The 25,975-nt window shown below is 61.0% G+C and carries 30 protein-coding genes; 20 read left to right on the forward strand and 10 right to left on the reverse strand.

What is annotated here, in order from left to right; genetic code table 11:
- Nucleotides 1-71: 71 nt before the first annotated feature.
- Nucleotides 72-584: a ferritin gene (locus tag NFR87_RS06290; RefSeq protein ID WP_251447900.1), complete on the reverse strand. Its 513-nt coding sequence runs from the start codon at nucleotides 582-584 to the stop codon at nucleotides 72-74.
- 149 nt (nucleotides 585-733) lie between these two features.
- Between NFR87_RS06290 and thyA the strand changes: the two genes are divergently transcribed.
- From thyA to rsmI, 6 genes are read left to right on the forward strand one after another with little or no spacing between them, the layout of a single operon-like run.
- Nucleotides 734-1,564 (forward strand): thymidylate synthase, encoded by an 831-nt coding sequence (gene thyA / locus NFR87_RS06295; RefSeq protein ID WP_251447903.1) that lies wholly within the window; start codon nucleotides 734-736, stop codon nucleotides 1,562-1,564.
- Nucleotides 1,561-2,037, forward strand: a complete 477-nt coding sequence (locus NFR87_RS06300; protein WP_251447906.1) for a dihydrofolate reductase — start codon at nucleotides 1,561-1,563, stop codon at nucleotides 2,035-2,037. Before thyA ends, NFR87_RS06300 begins: the two co-directional genes overlap by 4 nt.
- Nucleotides 2,038-2,079: 42 nt before the next feature.
- On the forward strand, nucleotides 2,080-2,643 hold the full coding sequence (locus NFR87_RS06305; RefSeq protein WP_251447908.1) for an NUDIX hydrolase: 564 nt from the start codon (nucleotides 2,080-2,082) through the stop codon (nucleotides 2,641-2,643).
- Nucleotides 2,644-2,655: 12 nt separating this feature from the next.
- Nucleotides 2,656-3,255, forward strand: a complete 600-nt coding sequence (locus NFR87_RS06310; protein WP_251447911.1) for an NUDIX hydrolase — start codon at nucleotides 2,656-2,658, stop codon at nucleotides 3,253-3,255.
- Nucleotides 3,252-3,875, forward strand: a complete 624-nt coding sequence (locus tag NFR87_RS06315) for a tRNA1(Val) (adenine(37)-N6)-methyltransferase (protein WP_251447915.1) — start codon at nucleotides 3,252-3,254, stop codon at nucleotides 3,873-3,875. The genes NFR87_RS06310 and NFR87_RS06315 overlap by 4 nt, the downstream gene beginning before the upstream one ends.
- A gap of 13 nt (nucleotides 3,876-3,888) precedes the next feature.
- Nucleotides 3,889-4,716, forward strand: coding sequence for a 16S rRNA (cytidine(1402)-2'-O)-methyltransferase (gene rsmI / locus NFR87_RS06320; protein ID WP_251447918.1), 828 nt, complete (start codon nucleotides 3,889-3,891; stop codon nucleotides 4,714-4,716).
- A gap of 2 nt (nucleotides 4,717-4,718) precedes the next feature.
- Here the strand turns inward: rsmI and murI are convergent, their stop codons facing one another.
- Nucleotides 4,719-5,531 carry a glutamate racemase gene (gene murI, locus NFR87_RS06325; RefSeq protein ID WP_251447921.1) on the reverse strand — a complete coding sequence of 271 codons (813 nt, stop codon included), beginning with the start codon at nucleotides 5,529-5,531 and terminating at the stop codon, nucleotides 4,719-4,721.
- A gap of 216 nt (nucleotides 5,532-5,747) precedes the next feature.
- On the opposite strand from murI, the gene NFR87_RS06330 reads away from it, so the two are divergent.
- From NFR87_RS06330 to NFR87_RS06355, 6 genes are all read left to right on the forward strand, one after another.
- Nucleotides 5,748-6,164 carry a hypothetical protein gene (locus tag NFR87_RS06330; protein WP_251447924.1) on the forward strand — a complete coding sequence of 139 codons (417 nt, stop codon included), beginning with the start codon at nucleotides 5,748-5,750 and terminating at the stop codon, nucleotides 6,162-6,164.
- Nucleotides 6,165-6,274: 110 nt separating this feature from the next.
- Nucleotides 6,275-7,069 (forward strand): IclR family transcriptional regulator, encoded by a 795-nt coding sequence (locus NFR87_RS06335; RefSeq protein WP_251447926.1) that lies wholly within the window; start codon nucleotides 6,275-6,277, stop codon nucleotides 7,067-7,069.
- A 205-nt stretch (nucleotides 7,070-7,274) separates the two neighbouring features.
- Complete coding sequence (locus NFR87_RS06340) at nucleotides 7,275-8,972, forward strand: thiamine pyrophosphate-dependent enzyme (protein WP_251447928.1); 1,698 nt, start codon at nucleotides 7,275-7,277, stop codon at nucleotides 8,970-8,972.
- A 5-nt stretch (nucleotides 8,973-8,977) separates the two neighbouring features.
- Nucleotides 8,978-9,874 (forward strand): sugar phosphate isomerase/epimerase family protein, encoded by an 897-nt coding sequence (locus NFR87_RS06345; RefSeq protein ID WP_251447931.1) that lies wholly within the window; start codon nucleotides 8,978-8,980, stop codon nucleotides 9,872-9,874.
- Nucleotides 9,875-9,890: 16 nt separating this feature from the next.
- On the forward strand, nucleotides 9,891-10,856 hold the full coding sequence (locus NFR87_RS06350; RefSeq protein ID WP_251447933.1) for a D-2-hydroxyacid dehydrogenase: 966 nt from the start codon (nucleotides 9,891-9,893) through the stop codon (nucleotides 10,854-10,856).
- 147 nt (nucleotides 10,857-11,003) lie between these two features.
- Nucleotides 11,004-11,204, forward strand: coding sequence for an alpha/beta-type small acid-soluble spore protein (locus NFR87_RS06355; RefSeq protein ID WP_251447935.1), 201 nt, complete (start codon nucleotides 11,004-11,006; stop codon nucleotides 11,202-11,204).
- A 78-nt stretch (nucleotides 11,205-11,282) separates the two neighbouring features.
- On the opposite strand, the gene NFR87_RS06360 is transcribed toward NFR87_RS06355, so the two are convergent.
- Together NFR87_RS06360 and NFR87_RS06365 are read right to left on the reverse strand one after the other, a co-directional pair.
- Complete coding sequence (locus NFR87_RS06360) at nucleotides 11,283-12,452, reverse strand: MalY/PatB family protein (RefSeq protein ID WP_251447937.1); 1,170 nt, start codon at nucleotides 12,450-12,452, stop codon at nucleotides 11,283-11,285.
- 87 nt (nucleotides 12,453-12,539) lie between these two features.
- Nucleotides 12,540-13,925, reverse strand: a complete 1,386-nt coding sequence (locus NFR87_RS06365) for a Na+/H+ antiporter NhaC family protein (protein ID WP_251447939.1) — start codon at nucleotides 13,923-13,925, stop codon at nucleotides 12,540-12,542.
- Nucleotides 13,926-14,177: 252 nt separating this feature from the next.
- Here NFR87_RS06365 and NFR87_RS06370 point away from each other — a divergent pair, with 252 nt between their 5' ends.
- The 4 genes from NFR87_RS06370 (at nucleotide 14,178) to NFR87_RS06385 (ending at nucleotide 18,529) form a co-directional block, all read left to right on the forward strand.
- The gene (locus NFR87_RS06370; protein WP_251447941.1) at nucleotides 14,178-14,708 is read left to right on the forward strand and encodes an inorganic diphosphatase; all 531 of its coding nucleotides are present in this window, start codon (nucleotides 14,178-14,180) and stop codon (nucleotides 14,706-14,708) included.
- A gap of 83 nt (nucleotides 14,709-14,791) precedes the next feature.
- Entirely contained in the window at nucleotides 14,792-15,958 is a 1,167-nt protein-coding gene (gene glf / locus NFR87_RS06375) for a UDP-galactopyranose mutase (protein WP_251447943.1), read from the forward strand.
- A gap of 39 nt (nucleotides 15,959-15,997) precedes the next feature.
- Nucleotides 15,998-17,026 (forward strand): glycosyltransferase family 2 protein, encoded by a 1,029-nt coding sequence (locus NFR87_RS06380; protein ID WP_251447945.1) that lies wholly within the window; start codon nucleotides 15,998-16,000, stop codon nucleotides 17,024-17,026.
- A gap of 219 nt (nucleotides 17,027-17,245) precedes the next feature.
- Entirely contained in the window at nucleotides 17,246-18,529 is a 1,284-nt protein-coding gene (locus NFR87_RS06385) for a glycosyltransferase family 2 protein (protein ID WP_251447948.1), read from the forward strand.
- Nucleotides 18,530-18,623: 94 nt separating this feature from the next.
- Here NFR87_RS06385 and NFR87_RS06390 read toward each other — a convergent pair whose 3' ends face one another.
- From NFR87_RS06390 to NFR87_RS06405, 4 genes are all read right to left on the reverse strand, one after another.
- Entirely contained in the window at nucleotides 18,624-18,938 is a 315-nt protein-coding gene (locus NFR87_RS06390) for a hypothetical protein (protein WP_251447950.1), read from the reverse strand.
- A 192-nt stretch (nucleotides 18,939-19,130) separates the two neighbouring features.
- Nucleotides 19,131-20,885, reverse strand: a complete 1,755-nt coding sequence (argS, locus tag NFR87_RS06395) for an arginine--tRNA ligase (protein WP_251447953.1) — start codon at nucleotides 20,883-20,885, stop codon at nucleotides 19,131-19,133.
- Nucleotides 20,882-21,340 carry a YwiB family protein gene (locus NFR87_RS06400; protein ID WP_251447955.1) on the reverse strand — a complete coding sequence of 153 codons (459 nt, stop codon included), beginning with the start codon at nucleotides 21,338-21,340 and terminating at the stop codon, nucleotides 20,882-20,884. Before NFR87_RS06400 ends, argS begins: the two co-directional genes overlap by 4 nt.
- Nucleotides 21,341-21,348: 8 nt before the next feature.
- Nucleotides 21,349-21,591, reverse strand: a complete 243-nt coding sequence (locus tag NFR87_RS06405; protein WP_251447957.1) for an AbrB/MazE/SpoVT family DNA-binding domain-containing protein — start codon at nucleotides 21,589-21,591, stop codon at nucleotides 21,349-21,351.
- A 236-nt stretch (nucleotides 21,592-21,827) separates the two neighbouring features.
- Between NFR87_RS06405 and NFR87_RS06410 the strand changes: the two genes are divergently transcribed.
- Both NFR87_RS06410 and NFR87_RS06415 read left to right on the forward strand, forming a co-directional pair.
- Nucleotides 21,828-22,412, forward strand: a complete 585-nt coding sequence (locus NFR87_RS06410) for a nucleoside recognition domain-containing protein (protein ID WP_251448086.1) — start codon at nucleotides 21,828-21,830, stop codon at nucleotides 22,410-22,412.
- Nucleotides 22,409-22,936, forward strand: coding sequence for a spore maturation protein (locus NFR87_RS06415; protein WP_251447959.1), 528 nt, complete (start codon nucleotides 22,409-22,411; stop codon nucleotides 22,934-22,936). The genes NFR87_RS06410 and NFR87_RS06415 overlap by 4 nt, the downstream gene beginning before the upstream one ends.
- A gap of 38 nt (nucleotides 22,937-22,974) precedes the next feature.
- Here the strand turns inward: NFR87_RS06415 and NFR87_RS06420 are convergent, their stop codons facing one another.
- Nucleotides 22,975-23,400 carry an RrF2 family transcriptional regulator gene (locus NFR87_RS06420; RefSeq protein ID WP_251447962.1) on the reverse strand — a complete coding sequence of 142 codons (426 nt, stop codon included), beginning with the start codon at nucleotides 23,398-23,400 and terminating at the stop codon, nucleotides 22,975-22,977.
- Between the two features lie 310 nt (nucleotides 23,401-23,710).
- Here NFR87_RS06420 and aroF point away from each other — a divergent pair, with 310 nt between their 5' ends.
- The gene (gene aroF, locus NFR87_RS06425; protein WP_251447964.1) at nucleotides 23,711-24,727 is read left to right on the forward strand and encodes a 3-deoxy-7-phosphoheptulonate synthase; all 1,017 of its coding nucleotides are present in this window, start codon (nucleotides 23,711-23,713) and stop codon (nucleotides 24,725-24,727) included.
- Nucleotide 24,728: 1 nt separating this feature from the next.
- Entirely contained in the window at nucleotides 24,729-25,586 is an 858-nt protein-coding gene (locus NFR87_RS06430; RefSeq protein ID WP_251447968.1) for a prephenate dehydrogenase, read from the forward strand.
- 41 nt (nucleotides 25,587-25,627) lie between these two features.
- Here NFR87_RS06430 and NFR87_RS06435 read toward each other — a convergent pair whose 3' ends face one another.
- Nucleotides 25,628-25,870 carry a helix-turn-helix domain-containing protein gene (locus NFR87_RS06435; protein WP_251447971.1) on the reverse strand — a complete coding sequence of 81 codons (243 nt, stop codon included), beginning with the start codon at nucleotides 25,868-25,870 and terminating at the stop codon, nucleotides 25,628-25,630.
- Between the last annotated feature and the right edge of the window lie 105 nt (nucleotides 25,871-25,975).

The following is a 25,975-nucleotide window of genomic DNA, read 5'->3' on the forward strand; positions in this document are numbered from 1 at the left end:
CCCCCCCCCCCCCCCCCCCCCCCCCCCCCCCCCCCCCCGCTTCTTTTTCCCCATAATAGAGCCGGAACTGCTTACAGTGTCAGGGAGGGCGCGGAGTAGACCCGGCTCTTCAGCTCGTTGTCCAGCAGGTACAGGGCCCGGGCGTCGCCGCCGAAGAGCTCCATCTTGGAGATCATGTCGTTGGCGTTGACCTCCTCCTCGCCCTGCTCCTTGACGAACCAGTCCAGGAACTGAGTGGTGCGGAAATCCTTCACCTTGGCGGCGGCGTCGTAAATGGTGTGGATGAGATCGGTGACATATTCCTCGTGTTTCAGGCCGGCCTTGAGCACGGTCATGGTGTCGGTGAGCTTCACGTCGGGCTTGGCGATGGCGGCAAGCTCCACAGCCACGTTATTGTTCTGGAGATACTTCACAAAGAGCATGGCGTGATCCATCTCCTCCTTGGCCTGCACCTCGTACCAGTTGGCGAACCCGTCCAGGCCCACGTGCTTAAAGTAGTTGGAGAAATCCAGGTACAGATAGGCGGAGTACATCTCCTTGTTCACCTGGTCATTGAGCAGCTTGATGACCTTTTTATCCAGCATGATAAACACTCCTTCTGTATGTTTTTATTGGGCGGCTACATTATAGTATTCTGCTCGTGGGATGTCAAGAGTCGGCCTTTCTCCTTGCGTTCTGTGTCCTATTCCGCTATAATAACAATCATAAACAGAGCAAAAAGGGGACTTCTTCCATGAGCCGTGCCGACCAGCTGTTTTTGAAAAATTGCCGGGATATCCTGGAAAAGGGTGTTTGGGACACCGGCCAGGCCGTCCGCCCCCGGTGGGCCGACGGCACCCCTGCCCACACGGTGAAGCTCTTTGGCGTGATAGACCGGTACGACCTGCGGGAGGAGTTCCCCATCCTGACGGTGCGGCGGCAGTATCTGAAAAGCGCCGTGGACGAGCTTTTGTGGATCTGGCAGAAGAAGTCCAGCGACATCCACGACCTGGGAAGCCATGTCTGGGACGCCTGGGCCGACGAGAGCGGCTCCATCGGCAAGGCCTACGGCTACCAGCTGGGGGTGGAGTACGACTTTCCCGAGGGGCGGATGGATCAGGTGGACTGGGTGCTACGCGCCCTGAAGCGCGACCCCGCCTCCCGTCGAATGGTCACCAGCATCTTCAACCATCACGACCTGAAGGAGATGGGCCTTCAGCCCTGCGCCTGGTCTATGACCTTCAACGTCTCCGGCAACACGCTCAACGGCATCCTGAACCAGCGCAGCCAGGACATGCTCACCGCCAACGGCTGGAACGTGATGCAGTACGCCGTTTTGCTGATGATGTTCGCCCGGGTCTCCGGCCTGGAGGCGGGGGAGCTTGTCCACGTCATCGCCGACTGCCATATCTATGACCGGCACGTGCCCATTGTGGAGGAACTTTTGAAGCGGGAGCCCTTCGCCGCCCCGAAGCTGTGGATGGATCCCGAGGTCACCGACTTTTACGCCTTCACCAAAAATTCCTTCCGGCTGGAGGGCTACCAGGCCCACGAGCTGGACGAGAAGATCGAGGTGGCGGTATGAAGGCCATCGTGGCGGTGGATGAAAACTGGGCCATCGGCCATGAGGGCGAGCTGCTGTGCCGCATCTCCGCGGATCTGAAGCGGTTCAAAGCGCTGACTCTGGGCCACCCGGTGATCCTGGGGCGGAAGACCCTGACCACCTTCCCCGGGGGGCGTCCCCTGCCGGGGCGGCGGAACCTGATCCTGTCCCGCGACCCCAGCTTCCAGGTGGAGGGCGGAGAGGTTTTTTCCGATATTCCCGCCCTTTTGGCGGCCAAAACCGATGACAGTATTGTGATCGGCGGCGGTAGTATATACAGAGAGTTATTAGTTTTTTGCGACCTGGTGTACGTCACCAAGGTCTTGTCCGCCTTCCCCGCCGACGTCTGGTTTCCCGATCTGGACGCCGCGCCGGAGTGGGAGGCGGTGGAAGAAGGCCCTGTTTTAGAGGAAAAGGGCCTGCGCTTCCGGTATGTGACCTATCGGCGGAGATGAGAGCGGCCGGCGGCATATCTCTTGCCTGAAGAGGAGAACATTATGTACATTGACGACATTGAGGCCTATATCCCCCAGGACGAGGCCGAGGCGGCGGAGAAGGAGATCATCCTGGACTATATCCGCCGCGATCCGGACACCATTCTTCTTCGGGAGAACAGGGCGGCCCACATGACCGCCTCCGGATTCATTCTCAGCGCCGACGGGGAGTGGGTGCTGATGGCCCACCACAACATCTACCGGGTGTGGGCCTGGACGGGGGGCCACGCCGACGGGGAGGGCGACCTTTTGAAGGTGGCCCTGAAAGAGGCGGAGGAGGAGACCGGGGCCAGTGGGCTCCGCCCCATCTCCAGGCAGATCGCCTCCCTGGAGATCCTGCCCGTCTGGGGCCATGTGAAGCGGGGAGAGTACGTCCCCAGCCACCTGCATCTGAACGTATCCTATCTGCTCACCGCCGACCGGGACGGGCCGCTGTGTGCCCGGGAGGGGGAGAACACCGCCGTGGATTGGCTTCCGGCGGAGGGACTTCTGGAGAGGACCAACGAGTGGCAGATGGATCCCATCTACACCAAGCTTTTGGCGCGGGGCCGGAGGCTGCTGGGATAAGAGAGGAACGCCATGACCTATGGGGAATTGACTGCCCGCCTGAGCGGACGGACGGAGAGAGAAAATTTGGGATACGCCGTGCTGGCGCCTATTGTGGAGGAGGAAGACGGGCTCTCCCTCCTCTTTGAGGTGCGCGCCGCCGGCCTGCGCCGCCAGCCGGGGGAGGTGTGCTTTCCCGGCGGGGCTGTGGAGCCGGGGGAGAGCCCGGAGGAGACCGCCGCGCGGGAGACCCGGGAGGAGCTGGGCCTGGACAGGGAGAGCCTCGAGCTGGGGCCCCGGCTGCCCCTTGTGCGCCACCAGTCCGGATTCTGCACCCGGCCGGTGGTGGGACGGCTCCTGCCCGGCTGGCGGGAGGCGCTGAAGCTCAACCGGGACGAGGTGGCGGAGGTGTTTACCGTTCCCCTGGACTTTTTTCGGGATACGCCGCCGGAGGAATATACCTGCCAGGTGGTCACCCTGCCCCCGGAGGATTTTCCCCACGCCAGGCTGGGGTTCCCCCAGGGCTACCAGTGGCTGCGGGGAGAGTGCTCCGTACCAGTGTGGATGTGGCGGGGCCGTCCCATTTGGGGCCTCACCGCCCGGATGGTGAAGGGCCTGGTGGAGGCGCTGTGAAGGGCGGCATGGAGCGGCTGGGCCGCTATACCTACCGCTGGGGGGAGACCTGCTTTCCCCTGGGTGCGGACTCCCTGGCCCTGGGGCGGTTCTGCACCCTGAAGAGTGGGGACGCCGTGCTGGATCTGGGCTGCGGGGCGGGGCTGCTGCTGCTTTTGTGCAAAGAGAGGGAGCGCTCGGTTTCCCTCCTTGGCGTGGAGATCGAACCCCGGGCCGCCGAACTGGCCAGGGAGAACCTGGCGGAAAACGGCCTGGAAGGGGAGATCCTGACCGCCGATTTGCGGACGTGCGCCCTGCCGCGGGCCGACCTGGTGGTGTCCAATCCGCCCTGGTACGCCAAGGGCGCGGGGAAAGAGGGCGGCCCCGGACGGATGGAGCTGTGCGCCCTGCCGGAGCTGTGCGCCACCGCCGGACGGGCCCTGTCCCACAGGGGCCGCTTCACCCTGGTACACGACCCGAAGCGTCTTGCGGAGCTGATGAGCGCCCTGTGCCGGGAGGGCCTGGAGCCCAAGCGGCTCCAATTTTGCCGCCACAGCCCGGAAAAGGAGCCCTACGCCGTGCTTTTGGAGGCGGTAAAGGGCGGCCGGCCCGGACTGGCCGTGCTGCCCGATCATCTGTAAAGGAGGCCAAGCCATGGCCGGAACGCTCTATCTGGTGCCCACCCCCATCGGCAACCTGGGGGACGTCTCCCGCCGGGCGGCGGAGGTGCTGGGGGCGGTGGATCTCATCGCCGCCGAGGATACCCGGGTGACCTTGAAGCTGCTCAACCATCTGGGGCTGAAAAAGCCCCTGGTGAGCTATTACCGCCACAACACCGACCTGGCGGGGGAGCAGCTTTTGGAACGGCTCCTGGCCGGGGAGAATGTGGCCCTGGTCACCGACGCGGGCACTCCCGCCGTCTCCGACCCCGGGGAGGCTTTGGTGGCTCTGTGCGCCCGGCATGGGGTGGTGGTGACGGCCCTGCCGGGGCCCTGTGCCCTTACCACTGCCCTCAGCGTGTCCGGCCTGCCCACGGCCCGGTTTACCTTTGAGGGCTTTCTGCCCATGAACAGAAAAAACCGCCGGGCTCAGCTGGAGAGCCTGGGGTCAGAAGAGCGCACCATGATCTTTTACGAGGCCCCCCACAAGCTTATGGCCACCCTGGCCGATCTGAGGGAGACCTTTGGGCCACAGCGGCGCGTCGCCCTGTGCCGGGAGCTGACCAAGCTCCACGAGGAGGTCTTGCGCACGACCCTGGGCCAGGCGGCGGAGCATTACGAGGGCCAGAGCCCCCGGGGAGAGTTCGTGCTGGTGGTGGAAGGGGCGGCGCCCAGAGAAGAGGAGAGGGCCTCCATAGAGGAGGCCCTGGAACAGGTGGAGGCGCTCTGCGCCCAGGGGCTGTCCCGCAAGGATGCGGTAAAGCAGACCGCCAAGGCCCTGGGTCTTTCCCGAAACGAGCTCTACGCGGCGGCGGTGAAATAGGATCAGTATTTTTCGATCTCGATCCGCTCTACGCTGCCCTCCACGTCCTCGCCCAGGAAAATGCCCGCCAGCCGGGCGAAGTCCTGGGTGGAGTCGCTGACGAAATAGCGGCGCTGTCCCGTCTCCCGCCGGGCCAGAAGGCCCTGGGCCTCCAAAGCCCGGGCGGCGTGGACGGCGCAGACCGCCCCGGTGTCGATCAGCGTCACCTGGGGGCCCATGACCTGGCCCACCACGTCCCGCAGGAGGGGATAGTGGGTACAGCCCAGCACCAGAGTGTCCACTCCGGCGCTGCGCAGGGGCTGCAGGTATTCCTCCGCCACCAGCTCCACCACCTGGTCGCCGGGGCGGAAGCGGCCGTTTTCCACCAGGGGGACGAAGAGGGGACAGGGCCGGGAAAAGACCTCCAGCCGGGGGGCCAGCTGGGCGATCTCCCGCTCATAGGCCCCGGAGCGGATGGAGGCCGCCGTACCGATAAGGCCCACCTTCCCGTTGCGGGTGGTCGCCGCGGCCGCCTGGGCCGCGGGGCCCACTACTCCGAAGATGGGCAGGTCGTTCTCCGCCGACAGCTCGGTCAGCGCGTTGGCGGAGACGGTGCCGCAGGCGATAATGATGGCCTTGGGATCAAAGGAGCGCAAAAAGGCCACATCCTGCCGGGCATAGCGCAGAATGATCTCCCGGCTGCGGCCGCCGTAGGGCACCCGGCCGGTGTCGCCGAAATAGATGAGCTCCTCTCCCGGCAGCAGCCGCCGCAGCTCCCGCAGGGCGGTGAGGCCGCCCAGGCCGGAGTCGAAGACCCCGATGGGCCGTGGATCCATACCTCTCACTCCTTCGTCTGTGATCTGGAAATATTTTATGAACGGGTCACTTTCTTATGATATGTCCTTTTGACGGGAAAGGCAAGTGGATTTTTTCGGCCCTTTCCAAAAAGCGGCGGCGTGGTCTGTTTGACATTTTTCAATGTGGGATTATAATATAGGGTAAACTGGAGCGTGAAAGAACTTCGTTTATTCGGGCAGGGAGGTGCGCCCATCATGCGTTTAGAGTTGACGCGCAAGCAATTTCGCCGCTTGCTGGATATGGCCTATATCGGCAACTGGATCTTGAACTCCACCCGGGGGGAGGATCGCTTCGCCGATTATGACGAGGTGGAGAGTCTCCTGTTCCAAAGGGCCAAGGAGCTGGGGATGGATACCCTCACGGAGTATTGGCAGGGCGCTGCCGTGCCCTCTCAGGCATTTGCCGAGGGCGGCATCCACGAGGCCATCATCGAATATGAAAATAACGTCTTTTTTGATATCCTGGCCGAGGATCTGGCGAGAAGGGATATGGACGATGTGCCCATCGACGAGAGCAACTACCAGGAACTGGCCTCCCGTATTGAGGCATATATCGCTGAGTTCGAGCAGCACGGCACGGACAACATCCTGGTGGACACCGGGAGCGCGTGACCGACGGCGGAGAACTTTGCCCCCGCCTGCCTGGCCCACTGTGCCACCCGGTGGCTGGAGGATGAGGCGGGGTCACAATAAGGAATGGGAAAGAAAAGGAGATCCAAATTATGCCGGCTAAGCTCTCAAAACTGAACCAATCTGTGGAGAAATCCCTCCAAATCATTGAAATTCTGGCAAAGGAGCGCAGCCCCATGCGCCTCCAGGACATTGCCGCCGCCTGTGGGATGCCGGCGAGCACGGTACTTCGTATGCTGAACACCCTGCTGGTGTACGGCTACATAAACCAGGATCCCGTCAGCCTGCAGTATTCCCTCTCGCTGAAGTTTGCCCAGATCGGCAGCGTGGTCTGTGAGACCGTCAGTCTCCGGGACATCGCCCATCCCTTTTTGGTGAAGCTCTCCCGCAGCTGCAGCGAGTCCTCCTGCCTGGCGGTGGAGGAGAATATGGAGGTGGTCTACACCGACGTGCAGGATGGGCCGGACAATATGCTCAAGATCATGCAGCGCATCGGCAAACGGGCCCCCATGCACGCTACAGGCATCGGCAAGCTGCTGCTGCTCAACTATGACAACAAGGCCATCGACCGGTATATCAAGGAGAAGGGCCTGCCCGTCCTGTCCCCCAACACCCTGACCACCAAGAAGGCCCTGCTGGAGGAGCTGGAGAGGATCCGGAAGCAGGGCTATGCCATGGACAATGAGGAGTGCGAGCTGGGCGCCCGCTGTGTGGCCGCGCCCATCCGGGATTACACCGGGCGCATTGTGGCCGGCATCAGCGTCTCCGGCCCCCTCTCCCGGCTGCCGATGACGGATATCGAGAAGGTGGCCCCTCTGGTGGTGGAGACGGCAGAGGATATCTCCAAGCTGCTGGCCTACGATGCCAAAGCCGCGGGGAAGGAATGACCCGCGGGCAAGGGGCCGGAGAATAGGGAAGTGCTCAGGATACCGCTTGTGCGGCGTCCTGGGCATTTTGTGCATGGAGATCCATAAAAATGAGGGGTTTGTCCCCCAAAAACGCATTGACACCCAGAAGGAAATATGGTATCATAAAAATGAAATCAAATTTCATAGAATAAAATATCAAAATGATGCGAAAAGGAGTAGTGTTATGAAAATGACAGCAGCGCAAGCCATGGTGCAGATCATGGAAAAGGAGGGGATCAAAACCGCCTTCGGTATTCCCGGCGCGGCCATCAATCCCGTATACAAGTATCTGGAAACTGCGGATATTCAGCATTTTACCATGCGGCATGAGGAAGCCTGTGTACATGCCGCCGACGGCTATCAGCGGGCCAAGGGGGGCGAGATCGCCCTGGCGATCTGCTCCGCCGGCCCCGGCGCCACCAACTTTGTCACCGGTCTCTACACCGCCTTTATCGACTCTATGCCGGTTTTGTGCGTGGTGGGCCAGGCCAACGTGGCCCAGCTCAAGCAGGAGCCCTTCCAGTGTGTGGACATGCCCGACATCGTCAAGACCGTGACCAAGAAGGCCTGGTGCGTCAAGGACGCCGCCGAGCTGCCTGAGATCATGAAGGAGGCCTTCTACCTGATGCGCGCCGGCCGTCCCGGCCCCGTGCTCATCGAGATGCCCCTGAACGTGCAGCTGTCTGAGCTGGAGTTCGACATCGACGCTTACGAGCCCAAGCCCGTTCCCGCGGTGAAGCCCGACCTTGCCAAGATCAAGGAAGCGGTGGAGATGCTCAAGGGCAGCAAGGCCCCTGTCATCATCATGGGCGGCGGCTGCTTTATCAGCCACTGTGCCGACAAGGTGGTGGAGCTGGCTGAGACGCTGCAGATCCCCGTCATCACCACTTACCAGGCCAAGGGCGGTATTCCGGAGGAGCATCCCCTCAATGCCGGCCACGCCGGCATCCAGGTGGGTCAGCCTGTGGGCAACCGGGTGCTGCTGGACTCCGACATGGTGCTGGCCATCGGCAACCGTTTCTCCGACCGTCATACCGGCGACCTGAAGACCTACCGGGAGGGCCGGAAGTTCATCCACATCAACATCGAGCCCACTCAGATCGGCATGGTCTTTGAGCCTGACCTGGGCATCGTCTCTGACGCCAAGCTGGCCGTGGAGGCTCTGCTGGCCGAGGTGAAGGCCCAGGGCGTGAAGCCCATTAACCCCCAGCGGGCCGCCACCATCGCCTCCCTGCGCAAGGAGCTGGCCCGGAAGACCGACTACCCCTGCAGCCCCATGATGCCCCACCGGGTGTTCCAGGAGGTGAACGAGGCCTTCTGCGACGAGACCTACTTCACCTCCGGCTGCGGCATTACCCAGATCTGGAGCGGCCAGCTCCAGAAGATCAACAAGGCCGGCAAGTACCTGCCCTCCGGCGGCGCCGGCACCCTGGGCTACGAGATCCCCGCCGCCTTCGGCGTGAAGGTGGCCCAGCCCGATCATCACAGCGTCACTGTGGTGGGCGACTTCGGCCTGACCTTTATGGGGGAGGAGATCGCTGTCGCCTCCGCCTTCCACAAGCCCATCATTGTGGTGGTGCTCAACAATGCCTACCTGGGCCTGATCCGCCAGAACCAGAAGGGCTACGGCTTCGAGTACGCGGTGGATATGCCCTACAACCAGGACGGCACCATCGACTACGTCAAGCTGGGCGAGGCCTATGGCTGTGTGGCCGAGCGGGTGTTCAGCCCCGAGGAGCTGAAGGCGGCTCTGGTGCGGGCCAAAGCCTCCACCCAGGCCTCTGGCCGCTGCTATCTCATTGACGCCATCTGCATCAAGACCCAGCTGTGCGATATGGGTGGTTCCATTGCCAACATCAAAAATTGGGCTCCGGAGGAGTGATAAAAATGAAAGATTCTATTCATAAGTATTTTCAGGTGGGCACTATCCAGTGGATGAGCTTTCCCCGCATGGATGGGCTGGAGTCTCTGAAGACCATCTGCCGTGACGACTTTTTCGATGCCATTGAGATCAACGTCAACAAGGTTGGGAGCATCATGGACGAGGCCAAGGCCCTGCTGGAGCAGTCCCACCTGAAGGTGTGCTACGGCGCCCAGCCCGCCCTTCTGGGGCCCAAGCTGAACCCCAACGACCTGGATGAGGCGGGCCGTCAGAAGGCTGAGGACGCCCTCAAGGACTCCCTGGACAAGGCGGAGTTCTTCGGCGCCAAGGGCATCGCCTTCCTGTCCGGCAAGTGGCAGGAGGAGACAAAGCAGGAAGCTTATGCCCAGCTGCTGAAAACCACGATCAATGTGTGTAGTTATGCCGCTTCCAAGGGGATGAATGTGGAGCTGGAGGTCTTTGACTACGATGTGGATAAGGCATCTCTCATCGGCCCGGCCCCTCTGGCAGCCCGGTTCGCCGCCGATGTGCGCACCGTCTGCCCCAATTTCGGCCTGCTGGTAGATCTGTCCCATTTCCCCATCTGCCACGAGTGCGCCAAGGATGTGATCCGTACCTGCCGTCCCTATATCACCCACCTGCACTTCGGCAACGCGGTGGCCGACCCTGACGCTCCCGGCTATGGCGACCTGCACCAGCGCTTCGGCTACCCCAACAGTGCCAACGACACCCCTGAGCTGCTGGACTACCTGCGGGTGCTGAAGGAGGAGGGCTTCTTCAACGCCGACGCCCCCATGGTGCTGTCCATGGAAGTCCAGCCCACCGCCGATGAGGACGAAATGACCGTTCTGGCCAATACCAAGCGGTGTCTGAACCGGGCTTGGGCCCTGCTGGAAGACTAAGGAAAGAAGGAAAAACATGAAGATCGTAGTACTGGATGGATATACGGAAAATCCCGGCGATTTGAGCTGGGGAGAGCTGGAGGCTCTGGGAGAGCTGACGGTGTACGACCGCACCCCGGTGAACGACGAGGAGGAGATCATCCGCCGCATCGGTGACGCGGAGCTGGTCTATACCAATAAGACCCCCATCACCCGCAAGGTGATCGACGCCTGCCCCAACATGAAATTTATCTCCCTGCTGGCCACCGGCTACAACGTGGTGGACTACGCCTACGCCGCTGAGAAGAAGATCCCTGTGACCAATGTGCCCACCTATGGTACCGCCAGCGTGGGTCAGTTCGCCATCGGTCTGCTGCTGGAGATCTGCCATCACATCGGCCACCACAGCGAGAGCGTGCACGCCGGCAACTGGACGAATAACATCGACTGGTGCTACTGGGATTATCCCCTCATTGAGCTGGACGGCAAGACCATGGGCATCATCGGCTTCGGCCGCATTGGCCAGGCCACGGGCAGGATCGCCAAGGCCCTGGGCATGAAAGTGCTGGCCTATGACAACCACCCCAATGAAAGCGGAAAGGCCTTGGCTGAGTACGTGGATCTGGATACCCTGCTGGCCTCCTCCGACGTGATCGCCCTTCACTGCCCCCTGTTCCCCGACACCCAGGGCATCGTCAACAAGGACACCATCGCCAAGATGAAGGACGGGGTCATCATCCTGAACAATTCCCGCGGCCCTCTGGTGGTGGAGCAGGATCTGGCCGACGCCCTGAACTCCGGCAAGGTCGCCGCCGCCGGCTTGGACGTGGTCTCCACCGAGCCCATTAAGGCCGACAATCCCCTGCTGTCGGCTAAGAACTGCATCATCACCCCCCACATCTCCTGGGCCGCCAAGGAGCCCCGCCAGCGCATCATGGACTGCGCGGTGGCCAACGCCAAGGCGTATCTGGAGGGCAAGCTCATCAATGTGGTGAACCTGTAAGGAACGGGCTGACGCATCTCTAAATAAAATAAAAAACTCCATGAATTGACAGTGACCCCGGCGCATATCTCTTTGCGCCGGGGTCAAACTATGCTCGGATTCTCGATCCGAACGAATCTCGAAGAGAGAACAAAAAAGAAAAAGGAGATGCGAACAATGAGCAACAATAAGTCTGTTGTCCCCAGCGCCCGCGAGGCCCTCAACAAGTTCAAGATGGAGGCTGCCACTGAGGTGGGCGTCAACCTGAAGCAGGGCTATAACGGCGACCTGACCAGCAAGCAGGCCGGTTCTGTCGGCGGCCAGATGGTCAAGAAGATGATCGAGGCCTACGAGAACGGCATGAAGTAAGTTTTCCCCTAAAAAGAGAGCGGGGCCGCCACCCTTGGGTGACGGCCCCGCTCTCTTTTTCTGTTTTTTATGGGTTCCTCAGCCCAGACGGGCCTTAGCGGCGGCTTCAATGCGGGTCAGCCCCTGCTCCAGGGTGGCCCGGGCACAGCCGAAATTCAGCCGGGCGAACTGGCCGGTGGGCTCCCGGTAGGCGCTTCCCCCGGATAGCCGCAGCCCGGCGGAGGTGAAAAAGCCCTCCAGCTTCTCACGGGGGAGGCCCAGGCCGGAGCAGTCCAGCCATAAAAGGAAGGTGGCCTCCGGCACGATGGGGGTGATGCCGGGGATGTTTTTCCGGAAGAAGTCCACGGCAAAGTCCCGGTTGGCCTGGAGATAGCGGCAGACCTGGTCGGCGTAGGCGTCCCCGTGGAGGTAGGCCGCCTCCATGGCCACCAGGCCCAGGATACCGGTGTTGATGCTGTTGCGCTCCTTCACCTCGATAAACCGTCGGCGAATCTCCGGATCGGGGATGATGATGACCGAGGCCACCAGCCCGGCCACACTGAAGGTCTTGCTGGGGGAGGTGCAGGTGATGGTGCGGCGGGCCAGCTCCGGGGACAGAGAGGCCAGGGGAATATGCCGGTGGCCGTCGAAGACAATATCGGCGTGGATCTCGTCACAGAGGATGAGCAGGTCGTTCTCCTCACAGATGGCGCCGAGCTTTTCCAGCTCTTCCCGGGTCAGGCACCGGGCGGTGGGGTTGTGGGGGTTGCAGAGGAGGAAGAGCTTGGCCTGCTTGGCCTTTTGGGCGAAGTCGTCGAAGTCGAACTCATACCGTCCGTTTATCAGGCGCATGGGACTTTCGATGACCTGGCGGCCGCAGCGCTCTGCCATTTCGAAGAAGGGGGTGTAGATGGGCGTGTTGATGAGTACGGCCTCCCCCGGCTGGGTGAGGGCCTGAACAGCGGTGGCGATGGCACAGTCGATGCCGGCCAGGAAGCTGATCCACTCCTCCTCCACGTGGAAGCCGTGGCGTACCTGCTGCCAGCGGGCGGCGGCGGCGGGACAACCCTCGGGGGGCAGAGTGTAGCCGAAGATGCCGTGCTCCACACAGTCGGACAGGGCCTGTTTGACTTCGGGCAGGGTCTCAAAGTCGGTATCGGCGACCCAAAAGGGGAGCAGGGCGTTTTCCCCCTCGCCGATAAAGCGGCGGTCCCATTTTGCGCTGTTGCGGCCCCGACGGTCAATGACCCGGTCAAAATCATATGTCATGGCGGATCCCTCCTTGTATGGAGCGAAGCCGCCCGGACGGGCCGGACGGCTTCGCGCGAGTTTTGAGTGGGTTTTGTCTGGGCCGGTTTACAGTACGAAGCCCAGAATCAGGTAGAGCACCAGCGCCGCACCCGCAAAGCACAGGGAGTAGGGCAGCTGGGTCTTAACGTGGGAGACCACGTCACAGTCGGTGGAGGAGCAGGACATGATGGTGGTGTCGGAGATGGGCGAGGTGTGGTCGCCAAACACGGCGCCGCCGGCGATGGCGCCCACGATCATGGGGATGTGGACATTCAGTGCCATGGCCATGGGCAGCAGGATGGGCATCATGATGGCGATGGTACCCGCGCTGGAGCCGGTAGAGAAGGAAATCAGGCAGGTGAACAGGAAGGCCACAGCGGTGAAGATGGCCGGGCTGATGAGCTTCACCAGCGCAGCGGAGAGGTAGCCGGCAGTGCCCAGGCCGCCCAGCAGGTCGCTCAGCGCGTAGGCGAAGACCATGACGGTGACGATGTCCATCATGTTGCCGCAGCCGGTGATAAAAATGCCGATGTTATCCATGAGGGAACCCATCTTGGCCACAGTCATGGCGATGATGGTGTAGATGGAGCCGGCCATGATGCCGAAGATCAGACCGGTCTCAGCGTCGCCGCCCATGAGGCTGCCGCCGCCGCTGTAGAAGATGTAGGCAATGGTGACCACGATCATCAGGATCATGGGGATGAGCAGGAATTTTGCCTTGGCGGGGTCGCCGTCCACCTCGTCGGCGTCATCATTGGAGACGCTGCCGGTGGCGGAGGAGAGATAGGCCGCCTCGACCTGCTTCATGGGGCCGAAGTCCTTCCGGAGCAGGATGATCGCGGCCACGCCAATGACGGCCAGGATGCAGTAGAAGTTAAAGCCGATGCCCTGCACCATCTGGGCGGTGGGGTTTTCGATGCCCTGGGCCTCAATGAAGCTGGCGATGTAGGGGCCATAAGCGGCAATGGGGATCAGAATGGACATGGGGGTGGCGGTGGAGTGGACGATCCAGGCCGTTTTCTCCGGGGAGATGCCGAATGCCTTGGTCAGGGGGCGGGAGATGGAGCCGGTGATCATGACGCTGAGGGTGCCGTCGATGAACACCAGAACGCCGATGAGCCAGGTGAACAGCTCCGCGCCCACCCGGGACTTGACCACGCTGCGCTTTTTGATCATCAGCGCCGTAAAGCCCTTCAGGCCGTCCGCTTTCTCGATCAGGTAAAACATGCCGCCCAGGGTGAGTAGGATGATGATGGAGGTGCTGGAGGAGGAACTGAACACACCGACGATCATGTTCTTGGTGCCTTCCAGCATCCCGATGAGACTGTAGCCAGAGAGCATAAAGTTGCCCACCAGCAAAGAGGCGAACAAAGCCAGAAACACATTCTTTGTCGCCAGGGCCAGGACAATGGCCAGGATGGACGGAATTACACTAAGGAAACCGAATTCCATTTGAGATTGCCTCCCTTTTCACAATTTGGAACAAAAATTAATGTAACACAATAAGGGCCAGAAAAATATAAAGTAATTTACAAAGCCTGCATTTTTTGATGAATTATCCCGAAATATGAGAAAACTTTTGTGATATTTGCCCTTGAGACGCCCCGCCGGGGGGAGCGCGTCATTTTCTTCCTTGTATTTCCCCGGTGAAACGTTTATAATGAAATATCAACCGATAAAGCAAATGAGAAGGAGTGTTTTCCCATGACCAATATTTGGCACGATGTGGATCCCAAGCGCATCACCCCCGAGGATTTCCTGGCGGTGGTGGAGATCCCCAAGGGAAGCAAGAAGAAGTACGAGCTGGACAAATCCACCGGCCTCATCATTCTTGACCGTATCCTCTATACCTCCACCCACTATCCCGCCAACTACGGCTTTATCCCCCGCTCCTACGGCGACGACGGCGACCCCCTGGACGTGCTGGTGCTCTGCTCCGAGGAGCTGGATCCCCTGACCCTGGTGCGGTGCTATCCCATCGGCTACATCTCCATGCTGGACGACGGCAAGAACGACGAGAAGATCATTGCCATCCCCTTCGCCGATCCTACTTACAATAATTATAAGGATATCACCGAGCTGCCCAGCCATATCTTCGAGGAGATGAGCCACTTCTTCACCGTGTATAAGAACCTGGAGGGGAAGGACACCGTGGCCGGCGACACCAAGGGCGCCGAGGAGGCCAAGGAGGTCATCCGCTCCGCCATTGCCCACTATAAGGACTGCTTTTGCTGATTTTCGGCAAAATTAAGGAAATCTTTCTTTTTTTCTGACAAGTCTGTGATAGACTTAAGCACAAAGCGCGCAAGGAGAAAGTGATGGAACACTATGACGTTTTGGTCGTCGGCGCCGGCTTTGCCGGGGCGGTGACCGCCCGCCGCCTGGCGGAGGACGGAGGCAAAAAGATATTGGTGCTGGAGCGGCGGGAGCATGTGGGCGGCAACGCCTACGACGGCCCCGGCGAGGGGGGCATCGTCATCCACTTTTACGGCCCCCACATCTTCCATACCAATGAAAAGCGGGTCTATGACTACCTGTCCCGGTTCACCAAGTGGCGGGACTACCAGCACCGGGTGGTGGCCAACATCCCTGACGGCAAGGGCGGACGGCTGCAGTATCCCGTGCCCTTCAACCTGACAAGCCTGGAGACCGCCTTTGGCGCCGGGGAGGGCAAGCGGCTGGGGGACAAGCTCATCGCCGAATACGGCGCGGAGCGGAAGGTCACCATTCTGGAGCTGCGGCAGAACCCGGATCCGGAGATCTCCGCCCTGGCCGACTATGTCTACGAGCATGTGTTCGTCCACTACACCATGAAGCAGTGGGGTCAGACTCCCGAGGAGATCGACCCCAACACCACCGCCCGGGTGCCGGTGTTCCTCTCCCGGGACGACCGCTACTTCCAGGATGCCTACCAGGGCATGCCCCTGGAGGGATACACTCCGCTGTTTGAGCGGATGCTGGATCACCCCAATATCACTGTGGAAACAGGCTGTGACGCCCTGAAGCGGCTGGAGCTGGGGTCGGGCGTGGTCAAGCTGGACGGAAAAGTCTTTGACGGCCCGGTCATCTATTCCGGCCAGGCTGACGAGCTGTTCGCCTTCCGGTTCGGCCCCTTGCCCTATCGGACGCTGGACTTCCAGTTTGAGACGCTGAAGCAGGACGCTTTCCAGACCCACGGCACGGTGAACTATACGGTGGATGAGGCCTTTACCCGTATCACCGAGTTCAAGCACCTCACCGGGCAGAAGGTCAAGTCGGAGACCGCCATTATGAAGGAATTCTCCAGAGCCTACACCGGGGCGGAGGGGGAGATCCCATACTACGCCATCATTAACCCGGAAAACAACGCCCTCTACGGCAAATATGCCGCCCTGGCCGGGGCGTACCCGAACCTTTATCTGCTGGGGAGACTGGCGGAGTATAAGTATTACAATATGGACGCCATCGCCCTGCGGGCTTTGGAGCTGGCGGACAGCCTGCTCTGAGCGCTCGGAGGCAGAGATACAATAGGAGTGAGTGCCGAAATGGAGAAAATTCTGACCTTCGCCGTGCCCTGCTACAACTCGGCGGCCTATATGGATCACTGTGTGGAGACCCTGCTCACCGCTGGGGAGGACATTGAGATCATCCTGGTGGACGACGGCTCCACCAAGGATGATACCCCGGCCAAGTGCGACGCCTGGGCGGCGAAATATCCCGACGTCATCCGCGCCATCCACCAGGAAAACGGGGGCCACGGCGAGGGCGTCAACCAGGGTATTCGCAATGCCAGGGGGATGTACTATAAGGTGGTGGACTCCGATGACTGGCTGGACGCCGAGGCCCTGCAGAAGGTGATGGCCAAGCTGCGGGAGTGCGCCAGGTGGAGCGCGCCCCTTGACCTGCTCATCGCCAACTACGTCTATGAGCATGTGGAGGACAAGACCCAAAAGGTCATGCGCTACCGCAATGTCTTCCCCCAGGACAAGCTCTTCACCTGGGAGGAGATGGGCCGCTTCCGCCCCTCCCAGTACCTGCTGATGCACTCGGTGATCTACCGGACACAGCTGCTGCGCCAATGCGGCCTGGAGCTGCCCAAGCACACCTTCTATGTGGACAATATCTTTGTCTACCAGCCTCTGCCCTTTGTCAAGAGCATCTACTATATGGATGTGGATCTCTACCGCTATTTCATTGGCCGGGCCGACCAGAGCGTCAATGAGAAGGTGATGGTGGGCCGGGTGGAGCAGCAGGTGCGGGTGACCAAGCTGATGATCGGCGCCCATGATCTGCAGAAGGTGCGCGCCACGAGCCCCAAGCTGGGCCGGTACATGACCAACTATCTGGCCATGATGATGACCATTTCCTCCGTGTTCCTCAACATCGATAACTCCCCGGAGAAATTGGGGATGAAGACCGAGCTGTGGGAGTATCTGCGTTCGGTGGATCGGCGGCTTCACCACAAGCTCAAATACCGGGCCCTGTCCACTGTGGGCATCTTCCCGGGTTATCAGGGCAGAAAACTGTCGGTACAGCTCTACCGGATGGCCAGAAAGATCTACAAATTCAACTGAGAAAATGAGAAGGGCTGGCGGTTCTCTCCGCCGGCTCTTTTTATACTTTGAAAGGGATCAAAAATCCTTCAAAACACTGGAAATAATGGGATAGTAAACGAATTTAAAAACTTTTCTTAACATTTCCTTAAATCTGCCCCGGGGGCCTTGATTCAAGAAAAAACCGTGCTAAAATCAAAACTGACAAAAGAGAAACGGGCAGAAGGGAATGTGTGTTTCATGCAGCTGATCCGTCTTGTGGAACGCTTTAATTTGGTTTTGGGTCTCACTGCGACCCTGCTTTACTTATACCAGGTGGCCTATCTGGTGGTGGGCCTTATCCGCCGCCGGTGGAAGGATCATCGGGAGCCCAAAAAGCTCCATCGGTACGCCGTGCTCATCTCCGCCCGGAACGAGGAGGGGGTCATCGGAGAACTGATCGGGAGCCTGAAAGCGCAGGACTACCCCGCAGAGCTTTTGGATATCTATGTGGTGGCGGATAACTGCACCGACCGCACCGCCCCTGTGGCCAAGGCCGCCGGAGCTACCGTCTACCGCCGGTTCGACCATGTGGAGGTGGGCAAGGGCTACGCCCTGGACTACCTGCTCAAATGCCTAAAGCGGGACGGCCTGGACAGCCGGTACGAGGGATACTTCATCTTTGACGCCGACAACATTGTGGATCCGGCCTTCGTCCGGGAGATGAACCGGGTCTTCGACCGGGGCGGCTTCACCGCCATCACAGGCTACCGCAACTCCAAGAACTTTGGCCAGAACTGGATCACCGCCGGCTACTCCATCTGGTTCCTCCGGGAGGCCCGCTTCGTCAACGCCGCCCGCATGGCCCTGGGCGTCAACTGCGCCGTGTCCGGCACCGGCTTTCTGGTCAGCGCCGACTTCATCCGGGAGAAGGGGGGGTGGCCCTACCACCTGCTCACCGAGGACATCCAGTTCTCCGCGGAGTGCGCCGCTCAGGGCCTGCGCATCGGCTACTGCGGACAGGCGGTGATCTACGACGAGCAGCCCACCTCCTTCCGCCAGTCCTGGGATCAGCGCCTGCGCTGGTCGAAGGGCTTCTACCAGGTGGACGCCCAATATGGCCCCGACCTTCTCAAGGGCGTGCTCCGGGGCGGCCGGCAGGGGCTGGGGTGCTATGACATCCTGCTCACCGTTACCCCTGGCGTACTCCTCACGGTGGCGGGGGCCGCCCTTCAGGTGGTGGTGGCCCTGGTGTGCATCTCCGCCCCCGATTGGGTCAGTAAGCAGGTGCTGCTGCTCACCTGGGACTTCCTGGCGGGCGCCTTTTGGGCCTTTTACCGGGGGATGTTCCTCTACGGGCTCATCACCGTGCTCAGCGAGTGGCGGGCCATCCGGGCCACGCCCCTGCAAAAGCTGGGGTATCTGGCGCTCTTCCCCATCTTTATGATGACTTACATACCTATCACCGTGGCGGCACTGTTCCAGAAGGTGGAGTGGAAGCCTATCCGCCACACCTCTCTGTCCGAACTGGATACCGCGGCGTAAGCGGGGAAAAAAGACAGCCTGGGATTTATCCCAGGCTGTCTTTTTTTCCTCCTGCCAGGCAGGAAGGAATGAAAAAGAGAGTGAAAACGTGAGATCAGAACAGTCCCCAGAGGCCGAACATACCCAGGAAGGCGGCCAGAACCAGGACGACCATGCAGGTCACGGCCATGGAAAACATGCCGTTGAAGATCTTGTTGCCATCCTCGATGTTGTCGGGACAGCCGGACAGGAGCAGACCGCCGGCGGTGGACAGCGGGGACATGGCGGTGGTGGCGGAGCCGATGAGGAGCACCACCAGGCTCTTCTTTTGCACCGGGGTGGCAGGCTCGGGCTTTTTCAGCTCCACCTGCTGGAGCTTATGCCCCTGGAAAACAAAATAGAGGATGACGGCAATAAGCAGGTAGATCAAAAATGCGGAGACCCAGATCCCCGGGAAAGGAAGAGGTACTCTCCCTTCTGTGGGAGGTCGCCAGGGACGTACATAATGTCCTGTGATCACGCCGGAGAGAAAAATAAAAAAGCGCCCCCAGCCTGACTTATCAGGCTGAGGGCGCTTTTTTATTGCGTAGGGGGAACAGGGGCGCTCTGACGGCGAATGCAGTTACATCTTCTCCGGGGCGGTGACGCCGATGAGGTTGAGACCGTTTTCCAGCACACTCCGGGTGGCGTCCGCCAGCTTGAGCCGGGCCTGGGCCACCCCGGGGGCCTCTCCCTTGATGCGGTTGGCGTTGTAGAAGCGGTGGAAGTCCCCCGCCAGGGTGATCAGGTAGCGGTTGATCTGGGAGGGGTCATAATCCCTGCCGGCGATCTTGACCTCCTCGGGGAACCGGGCCAGGGCCTTGATGAGGGAGAGCTCCTCGGGGCTGTTGAGGAGCCCCGCATCCACCGCTGCCGCGGTGGGGACGGCGAGACCCTCGTCGGCGGTGAGCCGGGCGATGAGGGAGCAGATCCGGGCGTGGGCGTACTGGACGTAGTAGACCGGGTTGTCGCTATCCTGACGGACGGCCAGATCCAGGTCGAAGTCCACGGAGCTGTTGGAGTTGCTGGAGCTGAAAATGAACCGGGCGGCGTCTACGCTCACCTCATCCAGCAGATCCCGCAGGGCGATGGCCTTGCCGGAGCGCTTGCTCATCCGTACCGGCTGGCCGTCCTGGAGCAGGTTCACCAGCTGCATGAGTACGATGACCAGCCGGTGGGAGCCGTCCAGGCCCAGTCCGTCCAGAGCGGCCTGGAGACGGTGGACGTGGCCGTGGTGGTCGGCGCCCCAGATGTTGATGGCGGTGTCGAAGCCCCGCTTTTCCAGCTTGTTGCGGTGGTAGGCGATGTCGGCGGCGAAGTAGGTGTAGAAGCCGTTGGCCCGGCGGAGCACGTCGTCCTTCAGCTCCAGCTTGTCCACCTGCTCCTGGGTCTTTCCCTCGGCCAGGTATTTTTCCTTCAGAAGGCCGGTGGTATCCAGCCACAGGGCTCCGTCCTTTTCGTAAGTCCAGCCCTTCTCGGTGAGCAGGCGGATGGTCTCCTCCACATAGCCGCTTTGGTGGAGGGTGGACTCCAGGAACCATTCGTCGTACTGGATGCCGTATTTCAAAAGGTCGTCCTTCATCTTGGGGATGTTGGAGGAAAGGCCGTACTGGGCCATAGCGGCCTTCCAGTCCTCCTCCGGGGTCTGGCCGGGGAAGTCCTGCGCCTGCTGGAGGAAGCCCTGGGCCAGCTCCTTGATGTCCTCCCCGTGATAGCCCTCCTCAGGGAAGGGGTAGTTCTCCTCTCCCACGGTCAGCTGCATACACCGGGCGTAGATGGACTGGGAGAACTTGGCGATCTGATTGCCGAAATCGTTGACGTAGAACTCCCGCCACACGTCGTAGCCGAGCCGCTCCAGAATGGCGGCGATGGCGTCGCCCAGCACGCCGCCCCGGGCGTTGCCGATGTGCATGGGGCCGGTGGGATTGGCGGAGACGAATTCCACCATCACCTTCTTGCCCTTGCCCTCATCGCTGGAGCCATACGCGTTTCCGGCGGATTCAATGGCGGAGAGCACCTGGCCGAACCAGGTCTTGCCCAGGGTGAAGTTGAGAAAGCCGGGGCCGGCGATCTCCACCTTGTCAAAAAAACTGCCCTGGAGCTCCATGTGGTCGGCCAGCGCCTGGGCAATGGCCCGGGGATTCTTGCCCAGGGCCTTGGCCCCCGCCAGGGCGAAGGAGGAGGCGTAGTCCCCGTGGGTGACGTCCTTGGGAATGTCCACGTTCCCGGCGATGACCGCCCCGGCGGGAAGTTCTCCCGCGGCGGCGGCCCGCTCATAAGCCGCCTGGGTGAGGGCGGATACCTGCTCTCTGGCGGCGACGATCAGGTTGTCGGTCATAGAAAAGTCTCCTTTGCTTCGGAGCCGGGGGATGGCTCCTTCTTTGTAATGGTGAGCCGAAGCCGGTTTTCTCCCATATCGGCTCCCCCCAGATGCATTTGATAGACGAGAAATACCTTGCCGCCCGCCTGCGTCAGCTCCCACTCCAGGCGAAGGGTATGCAGGGTCATGGGCAGCGTGCCGTAAGGGGTCTTGTAGGCGGAGGTGTGGGGGCGTCCCTGCTGAAAGACCATCTGGGAGGCGAGGGCCCCGTTTCGGGTCAGAGTGGCGGTTTCCCCGTTCAGGCGCAGGGAGGTGGAGGTGGGGCCCAGGCCGCCGGACTCCTCGGAATAGGTGAGCAGCCAGCCGTCCCCCTCCCGCGTCAGGCGGCCCTCCAGCCGCTGGGTCATGGAGTCGGTGCCCGTATCCCGCCGCTGGAGGGCCCGGATGGCGACGATCACATTGTTTTCGGACATAGTGATCCTCAGCGGCCCTGAAGCTCTTTCAGACACTTGGGGCAGATGTTCCTTCCCTTGAAATTGATCACGTCGGTGGCGTCGTCACAGAAGATACAGGCGGGGGCATATTTTCGCAGAACAACGGAGGCGCCCTCCACATAGATCTCCAGAGCGTCTTTTTCCTCGATACCAAGAGTTCGCCGCAGCTCGATGGGCAGGACAATACGTCCCAGTTCATCAACTTTTCGCACGATACCGGTAGATTTCATAGGTGAGACCTTCCTTATTTAAAATTCCCATAGGCTCACGGGATTAAGGCCCATTATATTGATTTTTTATGTCATGTCAATCAAAATTTGGAAAATTTTGTAGAATGAGTTATTTATTTCAAAAAATCGGGAGAAATAAAAGGAAAAAATTGGTAATTTTTCCCATGGGGCCGGGCACAAAAAGGACATACCCACAGCCTGTCCGGCATAGAGTGGGAGGGAAAGGGGTGGAGAAAATGGCCATGTCGGTGATCTGGACGGGGATGGTGGTCATCTCCGTGGTGTACGGCTTGCTCTCGGGCAACGGCACGGCTGTGGCCGCGGCGGCGGTAGAGGGGGCCGCGGCGGCGGTGGAGCTGTGCATCACCATGGCGGGGGTCATGTGCCTTTGGATGGGCGTTATGGAGGTCATGAAGCGCTGCGGCCTGGCGGAGAAGCTCTCCAGGCTCCTGCGGCCCATTCTGTGCCGGCTCTATCCGGATTTCAAGCGGGACGGGGAAACCATGGACGCCATCTCCGCCAATGTCTCCGCCAACCTGCTGGGACTGGGCAATGCCGCTACCCCCCTGGGGATCCAGGCCGCCCGGCGGATGGCGAGGAAGAGTCCCGGAGTGGCCTCGGACAGCCTGTGCATGCTGGTGGTGTGCAACACCGCCTCCATCCAGCTTCTGCCCACCACGGTGGCCGCCGTGCGCCAGGGGGCGGGGTGCGCCACGCCCTTCGACATCCTGCCGGCGGTGTGGCTGGCCTCGGCGGTGTCGGTGTCGGTGGGGATCCTGGCGGCCAGGGTCATGTCCAAAGTGTGGAGGGTGAAAAAATGACGCAGCTGCTGATCGAGATGGTGGCGCCCCTCATCATTGCCCTGGCGGCGGTTTGGGGGATGACGAAGCGGGTGGACGTCTACGGCGCTCTGGTGCAGGGGGCCGGCGAGGGCCTGGGGGTGCTCATTAAGATCGTCCCCGCCATGGTGGGCTTGATGACGGCGGTATATATGCTCCGCGCCTCCGGGGCCATGGAGGCGGCGGGAGCGCTGCTTGCCCCCTTCCTGACCCGGCTGGGGGTGCCCCCGGAGACGGTGGGCCTTCTCCTGGTGCGGCCGGTGAGCGGCAACGCCGCTCTGGGGGTGGGCTCCGAGCTCATCGCCACCTACGGCCCGGATTCCACCGTGGGCCGCACGGCGGCGGTGATGCTGGGCAGTACCGAGACCACCTTCTATACGATAGCCGTCTACTTCGGCGCGGCGGGCATCCGTAAGACCCGCTATGCCGTTCCGGCGGCCCTCTGCGCCGACGTGGCCGCCTTTTTGGCCGCCGCCTGGGCGGTGCGGCTGATATTTGGTGCATAGAAAAGAGCCCTTCCCTTGGGAGGGGCCCTTTTTGACGTTCAGCAGCCGCTGCACTTCTCGCCGTGCCGCTTCATCAGGTCGGCCAGGGTGATGTTGTCCACCACTTGGTTCACCGCCTGGGCGATGCGGTCCCAAACCTCCGCGGTAGCGCACCTGCCGGCGCGGTCACAAAAGCCGGCGTCCTCAGCGCAGCCCACCGGAGCCAGGCTTCCCTCCAGACAGCGGAGGATCTCCCCCACGGTGTATTCCTCCGGCCTTCGGGTCAGCAAGTAGCCGCCCCCTGCACCGCGGACGCTGCGCAGAAGCTTCGCCCGGCTGAGCTTCGTGACGATCTGCTCCAGATATTTGTCGGAGATCTCCTGCCGCTCGGCCGCATCCCGCAGAGAGACGGGCCCAGCCTCCCCGTTGAGGGCAATGTCCAGCATCAGCCGCAGGGCATAGCGGCCCTTGGTGGAAATTTTCATGGGGCGGCCTCCTTCCAAGCCGGCGGAGAAACGGCTTTTTTATATCATACCACATCTGTCTGAAATTTCAAGGAAATTCCCCTTGACTTTAACGACAAAAAGTGCTAAAGTAGACTGCGGAAAGCAGGTGAACCGAAGATGAACCACTTTGACCGGCACGGGTATTCCTATTATTACCGCTATTGCGATAGCGGCCTTTTGTGATGCCCGGAACCGGTTCTGCCGTCTCTGCCAGGTGACGCGGCGGCCCGATACGGGCGGCCGCGTTTTTTGTTGCGGAAAACCGCGGTAGACCAAAGGAGTGTTATATATGGTTGTTATTATGAGGCCCGGCTTCAGTAAGGAGCAGCTGGATCACGCCATTCGGGAGATGGAGCGCTGCGGCGTGAATGTGATGATCTCCCGGGGCGCGGAGACCACGATCCTGGGTGCCGAGGGCAACTCCCAGAACATCGACATTGAAAAGATGGAGTCCCTGCCCGGCGTGGAGCGGGTCATGCGGGTCAGCGAGCCCTACAAGAAGGCCAACCGGAAGTACCATCCTGACGATACGGTGGTGGAGATCGCCCCCGGAGTCGCCGTGGGGGGCGGCCGTCTGCTGGTGGTGGCGGGCCCCTGTTCGGTGGAGAGCGAGGCGCAGATCACCGGCATTGCAGGCGCTGTGAAGAAAAGCGGCGCCCTGGCGCTCCGGGGCGGCGCCTTTAAGCCCCGCACCTCCCCTTACGCCTTTCAGGGCATGGGCTACACCGGCCTGGAGCTGCTGGAGAAGGCCAGGATGGCCACCGGCCTTCCCATTGTCACCGAGATCATGAATACCGACGATGTGGACTACTTTGCCCAGCATGTGGACGTGATCCAGGTGGGGGCCCGGAACATGCAGAACTTCGACCTTCTCAAGCGGCTGGGGAAATTGAACAAGCCCATCCTGCTCAAGCGGGGCCTCTCCTCCACCATTGAGGAGTGGCTCATGTCGGCGGAGTATATTCTGGCGGGGGGCAACCCAAACGTGATCCTCTGCGAGCGGGGCATCCGCACCTTTGAGACCTTTACCCGCAACACCTTGGATCTCTCCGCCGTGCTGGCGGTGAAGCGGCAGAGCCATCTGCCGGTGATGGTGGATCCCTCCCACGCCAGCGGCCAGGCCTGGATGGTGGAGCGTATGGCTCTGGCGGCCATCACTGCCGGGGCGGACGGCCTGATCATTGAGGTTCATAACGATCCCATCCACGCCCTGTGCGACGGCCAGCAGTCCATTACGCCGGAGCAGTTCCAGACCCTGATGGAGAAAGCGGCCCGAGTGGCCGAATGTGTGGGGAGAGAGATTTGAGATGAAAAAGATCGTCATTGTGGGCCTGGGCCTGATCGGCGGCTCTCTGGCCCTGGCCCTGAAGGGCTTCGAGGACTTTCAGGTCATCGGCGTGGCCCGGCGGCAGGCCACCGTGGACTACGCACTGGAGCACGGGGTGGGCGATGAGGCCACCCTGGATGTGACGGCCGCCGTCCGGCAGGCCGACGTGACCGTTCTGTGTATCAATCCGGTGGACATCGTGACCTTCCTGGCCGAGCACCGGAACGACTTCAAGCCGGGCAGCCTGGTCACCGATGTGTGCGGCATCAAGTCCGCCATTATGGCGGCAGCCCAGGCGCTGCCCCCCGAGGTGGACTTCATCGGCTGCCACCCCATGGCGGGCACCGAGTTTTCCGGTATCGAGCACGCCTTTGCCGAGATGTTCCGGGGATCCCACCTGATCCTGACTCCGCGGGAGGACAGCTGGGAGCCGCATGTGGCGCTGATGGAGCGCATGGCGGCGTACATAGGCTGTCAGGATGTGGTGAAGACCACGCCCCAGGAGCATGACGCCATTCTGGCCTACACCAGCCAGATGATGCACATTATTGCCGTCAGCGTCTGCGACGATCCCATGCTCTTTACCTGTAAGGGCTTTGAGGGCAGCTCCTTCCGGGGCTGCACCCGGGTGGCGGCTCTGGACGTGCCGCTTTGGACGCAGCTTTTTTCCCTCAACGCCCCCGCCCTTACCGCCTGTCTGGATGTCTTTATCGACAACCTGAAGGACTACCGGAAGGTCATCGCCTCTGGGGACGGGGAGAAGCTGGCGGAAAAGCTGACCTGGTCGGCAAACCGCAAACGGCAGATGGATCTGCCGGGGCCCGATCTGCTCCATTAAAAATGAAACGCTCTGAAGCGGCAAAGTCGCTTCGGAGCGTTTTATTTTATCTCTTGCTCCAGCGCGTCGAACTCCGGAGAAGAGAAAAATTCGCCCAATGTGATTCCCAGCCCATCGCAGAATTTTTTGATGGTAAGAATGGAGATGTCCCGCCGCCTGGGATCCAGCATACTGTATGCCGTAGAGGGGGTTACGCCGGAGAGGTTTGCCAGCTCGTTGATACGGATGCCCCGTTCCTGACACAGCTGCTGGAACCGCAGGGCAACAGTGTCCTTGACGCTCATGCTTCCTTCACCTCAAGGACAGTGTAGCCATTTTATCGCAAGTGCGTATACGCACTTGCGTATTTTTTGAAAATAGTATATAATACACGATCATAGCCGCATGCA

This window comes from Vermiculatibacterium agrestimuris (assembly GCF_943193085.1).
Taxonomy (GTDB): domain Bacteria; phylum Bacillota; class Clostridia; order Oscillospirales; family Oscillospiraceae; genus Vermiculatibacterium; species Vermiculatibacterium agrestimuris.